Origin of the sequence: Methylomonas sp. MK1 (assembly GCF_000365425.1) — a bacterium.
Classification (GTDB): Bacteria; Pseudomonadota; Gammaproteobacteria; order Methylococcales; family Methylomonadaceae; genus Methylomonas.
The window spans coordinates 756,178-772,847 of sequence record NZ_AQOV01000002.1 but is presented as its reverse complement, the minus strand read 5'-3'; the positions used below and the strand labels follow the sequence as shown (position 1 = coordinate 772,847).

Genomic DNA, 16,670 nt, shown 5'->3' with positions numbered 1-16,670 from the left:
GCAACTTAGGCGTCGCCTACACGCAGAACTTCAAGTTTGACTTTTGCCAAGCCAGCTTGGATGAAACCAAGCTGGCTTGCAGCCCTTTTGGATACATCAAGCAACCGTTTATTGGCTTTGTGAGCACGGCTATTTATCCGCAACTCGACACTACGATTATTACTTAGATTAACGACACGCACCAAAGAACCAAACGGCAGGCTCGCATGAGCCGCAGTTAATGCGTTTTTATCATAAAATTCACCGTTTGCTGTCCGCTGACCATGCATTTTGTCGCTGTAATACGATGCGACGCCGCTTTGTTCAAGGGAAAGAAAACCGTTCCTTTCTGTTTTCGCTAAACCTACAGAGCTAAAAGACGCTAGACTCGCTGAAAGCAATAAAATTGCCGTCAATTTCGTTTTTCGCATCCTACCCTCCTTACGTTGAGTATTGACAGGAGGTTTGAGGTTATCCGAATAAAAACGCTTTGACAAGCTTTTTTCGTTAGTCTACAGGTTTTACAAACTGTCAATAACTATTTTTACGCCAGCCAAAACTATCTTAAACCGGCTAAAAACAGGGCCTCCAGCATAAATCTCAACTTTTAGGCCAGCACCTAAAAAAAGAAAAAAACTTGCTTAGTCACAGCGACCTTGGAGATGTAATACAGACAAAACAATGCGCCACCGAAAGCCAACCAGCGCGTACGTCCCGATTGGCGAATCGCCAAAATCCCCAAGCCTATGTAAACCACCAACATCAATAATTTGGCGACAATCCAAGCAAATTCGCTTGATAACCAACCCCCTTGAAAAACCAAGGCAAATCCAGTCAACAAGACCAAACTCGCAATAATGTGCGGACTAATCTTTAGCCATTTCTGCTCCAACAGAGCTGGCTTTAACTCGGCGAGCGCCACTCGACCGATAAAACTGATAACCAAAACTGCCACGAAAAGAAGATGTATATGTTTAAGCATGAATACCCCCTAGTTAATTAACAATTGTTTTCCCCATTCCACCCGCTCGAACAACACACTCGGCGAGAACAAACAGGCTGTCAGATTTAAAGCTCAATCCTATCATGCAACCTGCGCGATGACCGAGTTTACAGCCCCCCCCTTCTTCATCGCATTGCCGAACACCCCGACAAGCTACGCGGATTCCCCACGACATTCCTCGACTTATGCCCCGCATTATCGACTTAGGGTTTGTTGACTTTATGCGTCACAAGCCGCGCCGAATCAGATAATCAACAACTATAGCGCATGAAGACAGGATGACTTTCTATCAGAAGAATCCGGTAATCATTTGATTTTATTAGAAATAAAAAATAAGCATAGAACAGCAAGATTAATCGCAAAAATATTGTTTTGACACAAAACAGTTTTGAGTGTAAAAAATGCACCGTCGACCAACAATAATACTAACTTCGACATACAACTCGAGTTGCCCCTTTTAGGGCTAATTATTACAACAACAAGATGAGGATTATAAAAATGGCTGAACAAGAAAAAGACAATACCTTTACTGTAGTTGCTGTCGTTACTGCAATTGCTATTGCCGGCGTCGTTATGCTGAAAGCAGACGAAACCAAACATCTTCAATACGGCGGCGAAACTTCTGCCCAAGCTGAAGCTCAAGTTTTGGCAAAGCACAAAGACTTTAACAATGACGTATTAAGCCAAGCAAAATAATTTTTGCTTAGCAACTTAGGCGCCACCCGAAATATCGGTTGGCGCCTTTTTTGTGCCTACCGGTTTCTCACTCCATTTCTGATAGTTCGCTTTTTCAACATCTCGCCCTACTGTAGAATTGAGCTTTTTACCAATTCTAATTCACCTACAGATGGACGTTATCCAACGCATTGCCGAAGAACTTTCAGTTAAGCCCCAACAAGTCGCCGCTGCCGCCGCCCTACTGGACGATGGGGCCACTGTACCGTTTATTGCTCGTTATCGCAAAGAAGTAACTGGCGGCTTAGACGACACGCAATTGCGAAACCTCGAGGAAAGATTGATATATCTGCGGGAGCTTAACAGCCGACGCGACTCAATTCTCGACACCATTCGCTCGCAAGGAAAGCTCACCCCAGAACTGGAACTAGCGATACTCGACGCCGACACCAAGACAATCTTGGAAGATCTATACCTGCCCTATAAGCCCAAACGCCGCACCAAAGCGCAAATTGCTCGCGAAGCCGGCCTTGAACCATTAGCCGACACCATCTTAGATAATCGCAGCCTAATCCCCGAACAAATCGCAGCTACCTATATCGACGCTGAAAAAGGTGTCGCTGATGTCACGGCGGCCCTGGAGGGCGCCCGTCAGATCATCATGGAGCGTATTTCCGAAGATGCCGAACTACTAACTGAATTGCGTGAACGCGTTTGGAATAAGGGCATCCTGCACGCTAGCGTCGTGGCCGGCAAAGAAGCAGAAGCGGTAAAATTTAAGGACTATTTCGACTACAGCGAAGCGATCAACAAAATTCCATCGCATCGCGCATTAGCTTTGTTCCGGGGCCGCAACGAAGATTTACTATCTTTAACCCTAAAACCGGCAGAACTAGATCAAGAAGAGCATCAATTATGTGCCCAGTTCGTCAGCCAACGCCTGCAAATTAAAGACATAACAAAACCCGCCGATGCCTGGCTAGCCGAGACCGCCCGCTTTGCCTGGAAGATCAAGCTGTTTACCCGCATCGATATGGATCTAAAGCTAAGACTGCGCGAAGCCGCCGAGCAAGAAGCCATTAGAGTATTTGCCAGCAATTTGCGCGACTTGATGCTGGCGGCACCAGCCGGTCCCAAAGCAACCATGGGCCTGGATCCCGGCATTCGCACAGGCGTCAAAGTTGCAGTGGTTGACGCAACCGGTAAGTTGTTGACCACAGAAACCATTTACCCGCATCAACCCAAAAACCAGTGGGATCAATCGATAGCGGTTCTGGCTAAATTGATTAAGCAGCACCAAGTACAGCTGGTAAGTATCGGCAATGGCACTGCTTCTCGGGAAACGGATCAATTGGTTGCGGACTTGATGAAGCAGCATAAAGAGCTGAATTTTCAAAAAATCACAGTTTCCGAAGCCGGCGCGTCGGTCTATTCGGCATCTGAACTGGCTGCTAAGGAATTTCCTGACCTCGACGTATCGTTACGCGGTGCAGTATCGATAGCCCGTAGACTACAAGACCCACTAGCGGAGCTGGTAAAAATCGATCCAAAATCGATAGGCGTTGGTCAATATCAACATGATGTCAACCAGGTGCAGTTGGCTCGTATGCTCGATACCGTGGTAGAGGATTGCGTGAACGCTGTCGGCGTAGACGTCAATACAGCTTCGGTAGCCTTGCTGAAACAAGTATCCGGACTAAGCAGTAGTATCAGTGAAAACATTGTCGCGTTTCGCGATGCCAATGGCCCGTTTACGAACCGCAATCAGCTGAAAAAAGTACCACGCCTAGGCGATAAAGCATTCGAACAAGCCGCCGGCTTTCTCCGAATCATGACCGGCGACAACCCGCTTGACGCCTCGTCCGTTCATCCGGAAGCCTACCCTGTGGTCAATGCAATCCTTGATGATACCGGCAAGTCTATCCCCGACTTGATCGGTCAAAGCCAATTTTTACGCAGCCTGAATCCGGCAAACTATGCCAACGCAAATTTTGGCGTTCCCACCGTCTCGGATATTTTGCAGGAGTTGGAAAAGCCAGGCCGTGACCCGCGCCCGGAGTTTAAAAGCGTACAATTCAAGGATGGGGTCGAAAAAATTACCGATCTAGAACCCGGCATGACACTAGATGGCGTCGTGACCAACGTCGCCAATTTCGGTGCTTTTGTCGATATTGGCGTACACCAAGACGGCTTAGTGCATATCTCGCATTTGGCGGACGACTTTGTCAAGGACCCGCGTAGCGTGGTAAAAACCGGCGATATGGTAAAAGTACGCGTATTGGAAGTCGATGTGGCACGCCAGCGTATATCTCTGAGCATGCGGAAAAACGTCGACGCCGGGGATGTTGTTCCAAAAGAAAAGCCGCAAAAAACCGCTCATAAGCCTAAACCGCAACCCGTGCTACAAAACAGTATGAGCAATGCATTTGCCAAGGCATTGAAAAAGTAAACAGTTCAGGGCTCTGCTATACTTTTTTTTAAATGCTAGCCGCACCGGTTAATCCAGCTCGGCCAGCAGAGCTTACATTCGTTCTAATATACAGGATAAGTCATGAAACGAAATACCCGCACCCTGGCCACTGTTTTATTGGCAGCTTTCCTATTGACAAGCTTGCCAACCCAGGCGGAAGAGGCCGAAACCTACGGCGCAACCTTCGGGAGAAAATTGACCACCGGCTTGGCGAACATAGCGACATCTTCTCTGGAAATACCGAAAAACATTATTTTAATCAACAATCAAAGCAATGTTATTTACGGCTTTATCGGCGGTACATTTAAAGGATTATTGAACATGGGCGGGAGAATCGGCGTCGGTGTGCTGGATTTGGTTTCCTCGCCAATCCCCACGCAGCCTATCGTCCATCCTTTATATGTTTGGGACAATTTCAACGCTGAAACTACGTACGGCAAAGCCTTCCGCCCCAGCAATTAATCGCATAATTTTGTGGTGGAGCGCTCGCCGACTCCACCATTTCATCAAGCAACCATTTTCAACTCGCTCATACCGTTAGCTTTTTTTACCAATTCGATCTGCGTTTTAATGCGCTTTTTGACCGCTTCGACATGAGAAATGACGCCGACCGTTTTACCTTGAGTTTTCAAGCCTTCTAAGGCACTCATGGCCAGATATAAGGCTTCCGCATCTAAATTGCCAAAGCCCTCATCCAGAAACAACGAATCGATAGCCTTGCCATTGTTGGCAATCTCGGATAAAGCCAAGGCTAAGGCCAAACTCACCACAAAGCTCTCGCCGCCAGACAAGGTTTTCGGCAAGCGACGCAGGTTTTTTTGTTTGGTGTCTTCAACCTCCAACGCTAACCCGTTATTGCTGGCTAAACTACGAATATAGTAACGCCCGCTCAGTTTTTCCAAAATTCGGTTGGCTTGCGACAACAAATTATCTACCAACAACTGTTGAATACGCCGCCGGAAACCACCCTGCTCGTCGTTAATCAACTTCATTTCCGCTTCGGCTTGCGCGTGTATCACCAATTGCTCAGCCAAAAGCGCCTGGAGGCTCTGATGTTTTTCTTGATAAGAAGATTGTTTATCCAGCTTAGTATTCAACGTAGCCACTTCTTGTTCAGCAATATCGATTTTCTGGGATAGCTGACGTTGCATTGCTAAAATATCCGCTTCGTTTAAGTGGGGCGGCATAACCGCCAATTCATTTTGTAACTCGACTGCCAGTTCAGCCACTTCTTCGCCGATTGCTGCCAATTGCGTATTATGCTGCTCCAGTGTCTGCTCTATTTCCGCCCGTCTATCGATCAGCTCTAAAGCCGAGCGCAACCTGTCTACATCAGCAAAAACGCCACCCGCAATTTTATTAGCCAGTACTCGCCGCATTGCATCCAGTTCGAGTTGCTGGGTAGCTATTTGTCGCTCCAGTTCTACAATGAGTTTTTGCTTCTCCAAGATAAGCAGATGCAATCCCAGCGATTCTTCAGTTTGCAAGCTACTCAAAGCGCCTGCCATCTGTTCTTGATAACTGGCTATCTTTGCTTGGCTGGCGTGCAGTCTATCTTGCAAGCTAGCAATTTCCTCGAGCAAGCCTTTCTGACGTAACTCTCTGATTTGGTAATCCTGGCGCCGGGTATTGAGCTTATCGAAGACTATATTTTCTTTGCCTTTTCCAGGGAGCTTCTCACCCAATAAAGCCAACTGCTTTTCAAGTTTATCTAGAAGCGCTTTTTGTTCCGCGGTACGACCAGCGAAAAGCTGTTCCGATTCGATGTATTCCTGCGGCCGATTACGCCAGGTCGCATCAAGCTGTTCCACCGACGCCGTTAATTTTTCCACCAAAGCCTGCTTGGCTTCTACCTCGGCAGTCCACTTAGCCACATTACGCTGCAACTGCGCGTGATCATTGACCAGGTTTTTGATTTTCTCCAACTCCTGGGTTTCTGCGTCCCACAAGCGTTTTTGCAAAGACAAATTGTTTATATCCAACTCTGCACTGACGACATTTAAACGGTTACTCAAAACCAACCATTGCGAGCGCATTTGCTGTAGTCTTTGCTGACGCGCTGACAATTGTGTGCCTTGCTTTTTTGCTACTGCCAACTGGCCGGAGACACTATCTATCGCAGCTTTTAAAGCCTGCATCTTGCCGCGCTGATCGACTAAGGCCTTTTTAGAGTTGGTTTGGATTGGCGGTTTAGAGACATAAGGATGATCTAATGAACCACATAAAAAACACGGTTTACCGTCAACTAACTTGCCGCGATCACCGCTATATTTTTTCAGCAATGCTTCATTAAGGACAGCTTGCTCCAGTGCTTTGCCGATATTCTCTTCACGATCCATCTCGTCTCGCAACACATCCAATCTGGCTTGCAAGCGGGCCTCATCGGGTAGTTCCGGCGCTTTACTACGAGAGAACCAACTAAAAAAACTTTTTTTGGTAAATTTGGCGTTAACCGCAGCCAGCGAGTGTAGCTCCTGAAAATCATTGACCCGTGTTTGCTGCTCTACCAGTAATTCCTTCAACTCCTCGAAACTTTTGCCTTGCGCCAACTCCAGCAAGGTTTTGCGTGCAGCTTCAATACGCTCACTCAATTCGGCGACCGCAGTTTTAGTATCGCGCAAAGCTGTCTGGTTTTTTTTCAACGCCGCTGCCGTGTTTTTAGTCCGATTGGCTTGTGTCTTCTGCTTACCGGCCAACTCCGCCAGTTCTGTCCGGAGATTACGTAACTGCACCACGTCGGGAAAGTCAGACTGCAAACTAGCGTCCACCTGATGTTCTTGCAACCAGCCGTCTATTTCCGCTAGACTGGCCTTTCTTTCATCCAATTGCTGTTGTAGCGTCTGTACCAGTTCGGCTTCACGCGGCAACTCCAGCTTCAGATCACCCACTTTCAATTTCAGCGCGTCAATAGCCTGTTTTTGCTCCTCTATACTTTTACCGCTCAGGCTTGGGGCAATTGCGTTACTGACATCTGCGCCGAGTTGGCGCTGTAGCGCATTCAGCTCCTGACGATAAGCATCCAAGGTCGCCTGACTTTGGACAATCTGCCCCTGCTTACCATCCAATAAAATTACTTCTTCGCGAAACTGCGTCGCTTGCTGAAAGTCGGCAATTTTCTGAAAATCGTCTTGTAACAGCTTAATTTGCGCTTCAACTTTTTTTGACTTTTCGAGAAGTTGTCTTTGGCGGCCTTCAAGTGAATGAATGTTTTCGATTGTCAATAGTTGCTGTTGCAACTGCTTTTGTTGGATTTTTAACTCAGCAACTTGATCCTTGAAATCCTGCAAGTCTTGCTCACCGGCTTGCAAGGCTTCCGGACTGAGTAAAGGAATCAGATCAATATCCTGCTGCAGCTGTGTTAAACGCTTAAGCGATTTATGAAAGTTATCTTCAGTCCGCTGGCGATACTCGGCATAGATGTGGGTACCGCTGATTTTTTCGAGAATGTCCATGCGCTCGCTATCTAGCGCATTCAAAAAAGCAGCAAAGTCGCCCTGCGGCAAGACCATGGATTTGCTGAATTTATGAAAGTCCATGCCCGTCAATTCGGCAATTTTGGTCCGTACTGTATTTGGTGTCCTGGCTAGTAACTCCGAATCATCGTTTAGCTTAGTCAAGCTCATTTCCGGCTGTAAGACCTGATCGTGATTAGCATCAGCAGGCCGTTTTACATGCCAAGAGGAACGAAACCTTTCGCCATCCAAAGCAAATTCAACCTGTGCGAAGCTATCGTTTGCCTGCTTGGTGATTACATGCTCAGCAGGCTTGTCGAAACGAAATGTTTCACCGTATAGGCCTAGCGTGATGACATCGAGGATACTGGTCTTGCCCGAACCGTTGGGCCCGGTGATGGCAAACACACCGCTATCGGCAATCGGCCCCTGGTCGAAATCGACTCGCCCCTCGCCTTCCAGTGAATTGATATTTTTAAAGACTATATTGAGTATCCGCATAATCCCAGGCTTTGAGGGCTGTTGGTGGCAATTTGCTCGACCTCGAATAGCGTCAAGCTAATCCCAGCAAAACAGATTGAAAATCTATGCGGGTATTTTAGTGAATTTGACCTAGGGATGCTGAATAATATCAGGGTGGCGAAATCATCATTTTTGGCGTGTGGGCAATTGATTTTTTATAAACAATCGCATCCCTAAGTTTTTGAAATTCCTTAGCATCAAAACCATTTGCCACACCCAACAGCTCAGCTTGGCGAATTACATCCTCGGCCTTGACGTATTCGTTTAACTCGATAAACAAATAGGCTTTTTCGGCACGGAAATACATTCTGTTTGGGTCCAGTGCAATGGCTTTATCCATTTCCGCAAATGTATTTTCGGTTTGCCCCTGAGTGAAATAGACCTTTGCTTTGATCAGGTGCATCATCGGTTTGTCGGTGAAGTTTGGCTGCATCAACGCAGCGTCTGACCATTCCAAAACGTTTGCCGCAATCGTTTTGCACTCATAATCGCCATTGATCAAGCAAGTGGCCGCAGTCCTTATCGAATCCATAGTGCGTAATGGGTGAGACTTATCCGATATTCTGTGCAGAATTTCCTTATGCACCAAATCTCTCAATGCTTCCATATACCTAACATCGAGAACCAACGGCTCATCGTATCGCATAGGTAACGCAGCGTATTTTTGATCTTTAGCGACACCTTGAAAGCCTATTAACCTGTTAAGCTCCATGAACATTTCAATCAAGGTCGACACTTCAAAAACGTTCAGTTTGGAGGCAGTTAGATAATGCTGATAAGTTTCTGCATTCGGGCCTCGCTTTAGTTCGAGACTATTGGCATAAGCGCTATTAGCCCGCACCGAGCCCGGATGATTGCGCACCTCAAAGTAGCTAAAACTGTCGAGATTTGACCAGATTGCGGCACGTGTATGAGTAGCCAAAGCCAGACTGCCAATAATACAGGCGTACAAAACATTGAGCAGCCCATTGCTGATGTGCTTCGTTAGTACTTCGTGCAACAAAGCCACTAGCGCTAAAGTAATTCCGATACTGGGCAGATAATTGCGATGCTCGTATATCAATTCCAACGGAAATATAGTGGACTCCATAGCATGTCCGACAAAAAACCAAAGAATCGCAAAATTCAAAAAACGAGCCTTTTTTTGACAGGCGTTATAAATCGCTACCACTATCAACACTACAATACCGGCAATCGACAGCAAGGTACCAATAGGCTGAAACAGGCCCTTGCTCAAAACAAAATCATCGTGTGCCAAACTGAGCTGAGTATTATCTGGATAGAATAGCAATCCCAGGTAATAGAACAGTATTCTGGCTTCGGACATCAAGCGTTCCACCAGGGTAAATTCGCGCGTTAAATAACCGCCCAACACATATTCCGGATGAGTTAGCAAATAAGCCGCTCCAAACAATACCGGCAATATGACGCTGACTAGATAATAGCCATACAATTTAAAACGGGACTCAATTGGGATCGGAGGTAACAAGGTTACTTCACTGACAAACATCAATAGCGGCAACAGCAACGCATTTTCCTTGGATAAAACCCCTAATCCAGTGCCAAGCACGCAGCCCAGCACCATAAATAGAACGCCAGCAGGCTTTTCTAGCTGTAACCTGCCTTTTAAAAATACTAAAAATCCGCTCAGCATAAACATACAGGCCATGCTGTTCATGCGCTGTACGACATACAGCACCGAAGTCAGTTGCAGCGGGTGAACCGCCCAAATTAGAGCGGAAAGGAAAGCCAATTTTCGAACGGGAGCATCTAGCAAAGCCGCCTTGAACAAACTGCAAGCAAGCAAAAATACCAAATAGCTGTTAATGGCGTGGATGCCAATATTGGTCAGCTTGAAAGGGATCGGATCAAATTGCTGACCAGCGTAAAAGTAATTTAATGCAAAGCTGAGACTGGCTAGAGGGCGCTTAAAAGGACCGCTTGTGTTAGCACTCCAAGCAGAAGCCAAACCTTCAAAACTAAGACTTTCAATTAAGACCCCGTTGTTATCGACGATATTTGGATAATCATCGGCAAGGAACGGACCATTTCGGCCTGGAAAATAGATTCCGTATATTACAACCGACAAAAACAGCAGAACTGCCAGTCTTGCTAGCGTGCCTCCGTTACTCGACTTTTCCATTAAACTCTCTAATCAAAATCGCATAAAAAACAAAAGGGGCCGAAGCCCCTTTCGCTATCCAAAGAACACCTGCCAAGTTATGACTTAGGCAAATATTTTTGTAGAACAGTACTTCCAGAGCCCGTGGGAAGAACAGCCCACTTCATTCCGACTGCTGGAGTACAGGTACCCTGATACACTACAGTAGCTCCCCCCGCAACAGATGTGCCGATGGTATTGTAAGCAATCGTCACTCGAGCAGTTGATGCAGAAGATGCAGTAATTGTTACTGATCTCACGTAAGTGCCAAATATTGAATTAGCTGTGGCAAGGCCGAAAGTAGCGTTAGTTTGGCTTGCCGCTAAGGTTTGCTCACTACAAGCCACACCACCAGCAGTTAGGGCTGGCGAAGCCAAACTAGGACCTTCAGACACTTTAGATTTGACGGTGTAATCTTGATAAGCCGGAATCGCGATAGCAGCCAGAATACCAATGATCGCGACCACGATCATTAACTCGATCAAGGTAAAACCTTGTTGTACTTTTTGCATTTGCTTATTCATAACTACCTTCTTTTTTATGATGAACGGGATTTAAAACTCTTAAAGTTATAAACAATTAGTATGCCAATTACTTACACAACAAGATCAAACGACAGAATAGAGCATATTTCCTATGATTTTCAATATCTTGATTAAAATGTTTTCTATCAAAAACCCTGATAACTGCGAAGCTCGCCTGTAGCCACAACCCTATAAAGCAAGTAGTTTTTGTTCATAACTGACGTTTTTTGTCACCGCCGATGATTCACTAAACAATACAAATCGGTTTATTACAAACCCTTACCGGCAAACCAAAGCTCCAGCATCATCAACATCCACACTAAATCACCATAATAGGCGGCATGCACGCTTTGATGCATCTCGACAGCATGATCCAAAAAGTCCGGTTTAAAAAACTCGCGCCGCTTCAAATCATTTATTGCGCCATAAGCCAGTTGCTTAAGCGGCTGATGGTCCTTCAGCCAAACGCCGAAAGGCAACCCAAAGCCGTGCTTAGGCTTATTGATAATCCGCTCCGGAAGGAAATCCATCATGGCCTGTTTGTAAAACCAGCGCAGTTTTTGTCCACGCAACTTGTCATTCGAGGGAATTCGGCAAGATAAGTCGAGAATGCGTCGATCCAACAAGGGGTAGCAAACTTCAACACCTGCCATTTCGCACATTCTATTGACTTTGACCAAATCGTTATCGTGGAGCGTATTTTTCCAATCCAGATACAACATACGGTTCAAGGTAGTAGCAGACTCCGGCCGCCAATAGTCTTCCCTAAACTGGCGCAAGGGCGCAGAAGTATCAATTTCCGCTAAAAAATCAGCTTGAAAAATGTCTGCCGCAGCATGCCTATGCAAAAAATTGTAGTCCTGTAAGCGGTCTGGCATCGCTGCGTTCGCTTGATCGATATAGCGTTTTGCCTTAAACGGCAACTTCTGCTTAGCTATTACGTCTGGCAGGCCATTTAATGTCGCTTCGAGGCCGGCGCTGAGAAATTTTGGTAAGCGGTGATAATTCTCAAACAACATTTGCTTGGCGTAACGCTCGTTACCCGCAAAAATCTCGTCCCCACCATCACCCGCAAGCAAACGGTCAACACCGTGATCCTTAGCCAACTTCGCGCAATAATACGCTGCCAAGGCCGACGCATTCCCAAACGGCTCATCGTAGTAAGCCGCTATTGCCGGCACGGCATTAACGGTATCCTCGGGAGTGACGTAATACTGGTGTTGCCGCGTATTGAAACGTTGCACTGCAATAATGGCGTACTCAATTTCATCGTAGCCGTCAGCGTCAAAACCCATCGAAAAGGTTTTAGCCTTGCCTGGAAATACCTTAGCTAAGGCACCCACCACACTGGAACTATCCAGCCCGCCACTCAGAAACGCACCGGTATTGTCTTCGGTATCGGCCATACTTCTAACCGCTTCGATCAACTGCTGCTGCAATTCCAGGCCGGCTTGCTGCAAATCGCAGGATTGCTCATGAAATACCGGTAGCCAGTAGCGTTTTAAGCTGATTCGTCCGTTGTGATAAACCAGGCATTGCCCGCCTTCCAGCTTTTTAACCTGCCGATAAATCGTTGTGGGGCTGGGACAATGGTTGAGATAGATGTAATCAAATACCGCTTGCGGCGCAATGCCGTTACTGACCTGAGGATGACGCACTACAAAATCAGCACTTGAGCCAAATATTAGGCCGTCGGCAATTTCTGCGTAATAGATGTTACTGAGACCGATCGGATCGGTAGCCAACATCAGTAGCTGCTGATTGGTATCAATAAGCAGCAAGGTATCAGCTTCCGGCAAACCGACTAAAAAATCGACGCCGCGACTTAAATAGGCGTCCAACAAACCCTGTGAGCAAGCTAATCGCGAACCGGATTGCGGGGCAAGCAACAACGTCCCATTACGGTCCGCAATATCGGTGGCGGTGGTTGAAAAGGCATAATTCTGACCATGCCGAACACTAAATGTCGAATCTGCCGCCGTCATTTGCCCCAGCAAGGCGATAGATTCATCTTTCTGGAGACCGCTCCCCATCCATCCCGCAAATTTTGTCATAGTGTTAAGTGTAATTAAGCCTTGACGTGACTGATCACATAACGGAACTTTCCTGAGCGTTCCTTGGGAATGTAATCAGTGTATTCGATCTTGATAGTAACTGCTTGTCCCAAACGTTTTTTAAATTCGTCGATGATTTTTTGTTCGTAAGCAGCTTGATATTTAAGGGTTTTAACAATTTGCACGGTGGTTTTATCCAAACTATCCTGGGTGATTTTAAATGAATCAACGCCTTCTAAATCGCGCAGCACATAAATCAATGCCAACCCATGCAATACCGTTCCATCCTGAGCAACTACAAAGTCGGTGGTTCGACCTTGAATCTCCTCCAGTACTGGTAGTCCGCGCCCGCAGGCACAAATTTTATCCGACAATATTCCCATATCGCCGGTACGATAGCGAATAAATGGAAAATCTCTGGTCGCCATATGCGTAACCACAATTTCACCGAGCTCCCCATTAGGTAAAAGCTGGCCTTGTTTGTCTACAATCTCGACGACAATGTCTTCAGCGGTAATATGCATACTGCCTTCGGGACACTGATGCGCGATAAAGCCGGCATCACGCCCACCGTAACCATTCGCGACCGGACAAGCAAACACGCTTTCTATTTTTGTCCGCTGGTGATCGTAAAGCCGTTCCGATGTCACGAAAGCCACTTTAATCCCCAAATTATTCAATGCTACGCCCCTCTTCTCGGCATGACTGGCAATGTGGGCCAATGCAGAAGGATAACCAAATAACATTTTCGGGCGAATCTGCTGGATTTGTCGAACAAAGCCATCCAACTTTTCCGACGACATTTCGAACGCTGGAATCAGATGCGTACGCAACAATTTATCGCGTAACAGGCGAATTTTATCCTGCGCACCTAGTTCAATTGGAGACCCCCAGATTACAGCTTCCGGATCGCCTATATCGACACCCCACCAACGAGTGGCTCGCCATTTTGCTGCGACATCGTGACTAACTCGGCGGCTACCGATGTAAAAAATCAATGGCTCTCCACTGGAACCGCCAGTATTGAAACGCGCGAGCCTTAGAGCATCGTTGGCTTTCATTTCATCAAGATGTTGCCTGATTTCCGGCTTACTCAACAACGGCAGCGCGGCTAATTTTTGCACACTATCGATGTTCGCCGGCTCAAACCCCAAGTTAGCGAACAACTGCCTGTAGTAAGGTACATGAACTTGTACATCTTGCAGAAACACGCGTAAATGTTGCAATTGCAACTGTCTAATCTCGTCGGGTTTTAGCCACTGACTGCGCTCCATGCCGCGCCTAACCTGGACGGTAGTGTGCTTTTTTAAGGCTTCGTGAAGCGGAAAGATCACCGTTGAACAAAAAGACGTATAAAAGCTCATGACTCCACCAGTTTTTTGAATTCCGCCAACAAAATATCCACCCGCTTATCCCAAGAGTTATCAGCCGCATAATTTACAATAGCTTGCCGGCCCCACTGCCGCTGCAGAGCATCATCAAGCGCTAACAATAATGCCTCAGCATCCCCAAACGGCACGATAGTGCCCAGCGTTTCATCAGCAACCACCTCGCGATTGCCGCCAACATCGGTGCTAACCACCGGCAAACCACAAGCCATGGCCTCCAAAAACACGTTAGCCCACCCTTCGTTGGCGGTTGCGAGTACGAATATGTCAGCCGCCGATAAGGGACCATGCAATTGTTCGGCTGGCATCGCCCCCAGAAAACGAACATGCTGACGAAGATTAAGCGTTTCTACCTGCTGCTCCAGGCGATTACGAATATTGCCTTCCGGACTAGCGCCTCCAACGATCAAGTATAGCAATCTCGGATATTTTTCGATTAATGCCGGCAAAATTTCGATCACCCGATGGAAGCCTTTTCTATCAACCAATCCGCCGACCGAAATCAAGACCTGAACGTCTTCAGGAATTTGCCAAGCTTGCCGCGCCTGTTTCTTATCGACAGGAAAAAATTTTGCGGTATCGATACCGTTGCCCACCACCCATATTTTCTGCGCGTCGGCGCCTAAATTCACTACGTGTCGCTTTAAAGAATCCGATACCGAAAATACTCGGGCGGCATCATTAAGGGCTCTCAACAATCGTTGGAGGCGACTGGGAATGTTAGACAACGGCACTTCTGTGCCGCGTAAAGTGATGGTGACCGGCACCTTAAACCATTTACCGAGTAACGTGGCAGCATACCCGTCAGGGTATGCGAAGTGTGCATCGATCAAATTAAATGCGAAGCTCTTTTTTAACTGACGACAAATCACCAAACTACACAGCGCCATAAAAAAACCGTCCCAAGAACGTCCGATTCCGGGTATCGACAAAAAGCGCGGAAAATAGACGGAAATACCGTCTTGATTTTCGTACTTATCCGGTTGCGGCCGGTAATTCGGTTTAAACCATTGAATCAGGCTTTGCAGTGGAAACCAAGGCACCGGGGAAATGACAATCAAAGAACAATGATGGGCCACTTTGGACATACGCTCGCGAATAAAAACGCCAGCGTTAGGTCTGACACGGCTGGGATACAAAGAACTGAAAACAATCAGCCTTGGCGAGTTATCTGCCATCTTTACCCGCCATTATCCTGCCGTAAACAGCCTGATAATGACTGACACTTCGCTGCCAATTACGCTCTTCTTCGACATAGCGCCTGCCGGCTCGCCGAACTTGCTCCCATTGATCTTGCTGATCGAGGACCGCCAACACCGCTTGCGCCAAAGCGGTTTTTTCTCCAGCTTTGAAGAGATAGCCAGTTTCCCTGTCTCGAATTAACTCATGATGCCCACCGACATCCGACGCCACCAACAATCGGCCTTGCGCCATCGCTTCCAGAGGTTTTAAAGGCGTCACCAAATCAGTTAAACGCATCGCCAAGCGCGGATAAACAAAGATATCGACCAGATTGTAATAGCGCTGCACTTGATCATGAGCGACACGTCCGGGCAGAATGACCCAATCCTGCAAGCCCAGCGTCTCAATTTTCTGCAAGATTTGTTGCTGTTGCGGCCCTCCGCCCACTAACAACAAGCGCACATCAGGCTGTTGTTGAATAATCGCCGGCAATGCATCCAGCAATAGCAATAACCCCTCATAAGCATAAAAAGACCCGATAAAACCGAGCACAATTTTGCCGTTCAAACCCAACTCTGCTTGCAAATCTGGCTCGGCTGCCTCGCCGTAGGTAAATTTATCGATATCGACGGCGTTGGGAATCACGGTAATTTTTTCCTCCGCGACTCCGCGCCCGATAATATCCCGGCGCAGACCCTCGCAAATAGTCGTCACCGCATCGGCATGCTTAAAAACATGCGTCTCCAAAGCCTTAGTCAATCGGTAACGTAAACTACCTTCTCGGGTGGTGCCATGATCGACGGCCGCATCTTCCCAAAATGCCCGGCATTCGTAGACCAACGGCAGCCCATATTTCTTAGCTACTTTTAATGCCGCAAGCCCGTTCAACGCGGGCGAATGGGCGTGCAGAATGTCCGGCTTGATCTGCGGAATAATTTCATCCAACCGCTCCGCCAACGACTGTACGATGGTCCACTGATTTAAAACCGGCAATTTCGCTGCCAAACCTTGCGGGATAACAGATCGATAAAAGGTAAGTCCATCAACGGTTTCAACGGGAGCTTCCGCGACTTGATGTTTGGCGGATGTGACGTGAAACGTCTCCCATCCCAGTTTGCGTTGTTGTTCGAGAATCGCACGAGTACGGAAGGTGTATCCGCTGTGCAAAGGAATGGAGTGATCCAATATATGTAATATCTTCATGTCAAGAACGGGTTAAGGAATGTTCCTATTGGCAACTTGCCTGGTTCGACATGATTG

12 protein-coding genes are annotated in these 16,670 nt (G+C 47.1%); 3 read left to right on the top strand and 9 right to left on the bottom strand.

Features of this window, described 5'->3' with window-relative positions; all coding sequences use genetic code 11:
• Positions 1 to 5 precede the first annotated feature (5 nt).
• The gene (locus tag G006_RS0120310) at positions 6 to 410 is read right to left on the bottom strand and encodes a septal ring lytic transglycosylase RlpA family protein (protein ID WP_020485060.1); all 405 of its coding nucleotides are present in this window, start codon (positions 408 to 410) and stop codon (positions 6 to 8) included.
• A 188-nt stretch (positions 411 to 598) separates the two neighbouring features.
• On the bottom strand, positions 599 to 961 hold the full coding sequence (locus G006_RS0120305) for a SirB2 family protein (RefSeq protein WP_020485059.1): 363 nt from the start codon (positions 959 to 961) through the stop codon (positions 599 to 601).
• 519 nt (positions 962 to 1,480) lie between these two features.
• Here G006_RS0120305 and G006_RS0120295 point away from each other — a divergent pair.
• The 3 genes from G006_RS0120295 to G006_RS0120285 all read left to right on the top strand — a co-directional run bounded on the left by G006_RS0120295 (position 1,481) and on the right by G006_RS0120285 (position 4,589).
• Positions 1,481 to 1,678 carry a hypothetical protein gene (locus tag G006_RS0120295; protein WP_020485057.1) on the top strand — a complete coding sequence of 66 codons (198 nt, stop codon included), beginning with the start codon at positions 1,481 to 1,483 and terminating at the stop codon, positions 1,676 to 1,678.
• 151 nt (positions 1,679 to 1,829) lie between these two features.
• Complete coding sequence (locus G006_RS0120290; RefSeq protein WP_020485056.1) at positions 1,830 to 4,106, top strand: Tex family protein; 2,277 nt, start codon at positions 1,830 to 1,832, stop codon at positions 4,104 to 4,106.
• 102 nt (positions 4,107 to 4,208) lie between these two features.
• Complete coding sequence (locus tag G006_RS0120285; protein WP_020485055.1) at positions 4,209 to 4,589, top strand: exosortase system-associated protein, TIGR04073 family; 381 nt, start codon at positions 4,209 to 4,211, stop codon at positions 4,587 to 4,589.
• Positions 4,590 to 4,633: 44 nt separating this feature from the next.
• Here G006_RS0120285 and G006_RS0120280 read toward each other — a convergent pair whose 3' ends face one another.
• The 7 genes from G006_RS0120280 to G006_RS0120250 all read right to left on the bottom strand — a co-directional run bounded on the left by G006_RS0120280 (position 4,634) and on the right by G006_RS0120250 (position 16,613).
• A complete protein-coding gene (locus G006_RS0120280) occupies positions 4,634 to 8,080 on the bottom strand; it encodes an SbcC/MukB-like Walker B domain-containing protein (protein ID WP_020485054.1) in 3,447 nt (1,148 codons plus the stop codon).
• A 130-nt stretch (positions 8,081 to 8,210) separates the two neighbouring features.
• Positions 8,211 to 10,244 (bottom strand): tetratricopeptide repeat protein, encoded by a 2,034-nt coding sequence (locus G006_RS0120275; RefSeq protein WP_020485053.1) that lies wholly within the window; start codon positions 10,242 to 10,244, stop codon positions 8,211 to 8,213.
• Between the two features lie 77 nt (positions 10,245 to 10,321).
• A complete protein-coding gene (locus tag G006_RS29235; RefSeq protein WP_020485052.1) occupies positions 10,322 to 10,786 on the bottom strand; it encodes a pilin in 465 nt (154 codons plus the stop codon).
• Between the two features lie 269 nt (positions 10,787 to 11,055).
• Positions 11,056 to 12,840, bottom strand: a complete 1,785-nt coding sequence (locus G006_RS0120265; protein WP_026147189.1) for an asparagine synthetase B family protein — start codon at positions 12,838 to 12,840, stop codon at positions 11,056 to 11,058.
• Positions 12,841 to 12,854: 14 nt separating this feature from the next.
• Entirely contained in the window at positions 12,855 to 14,204 is a 1,350-nt protein-coding gene (locus G006_RS0120260; protein WP_020485050.1) for a phenylacetate--CoA ligase family protein, read from the bottom strand.
• A complete protein-coding gene (locus G006_RS0120255) occupies positions 14,201 to 15,406 on the bottom strand; it encodes a glycosyltransferase (protein WP_020485049.1) in 1,206 nt (401 codons plus the stop codon). The genes G006_RS0120260 and G006_RS0120255 overlap by 4 nt, the downstream gene beginning before the upstream one ends.
• Complete coding sequence (locus tag G006_RS0120250; RefSeq protein WP_020485048.1) at positions 15,396 to 16,613, bottom strand: TIGR04063 family PEP-CTERM/XrtA system glycosyltransferase; 1,218 nt, start codon at positions 16,611 to 16,613, stop codon at positions 15,396 to 15,398. Before G006_RS0120250 ends, G006_RS0120255 begins: the two co-directional genes overlap by 11 nt.
• Positions 16,614 to 16,670 lie beyond the last annotated feature (57 nt).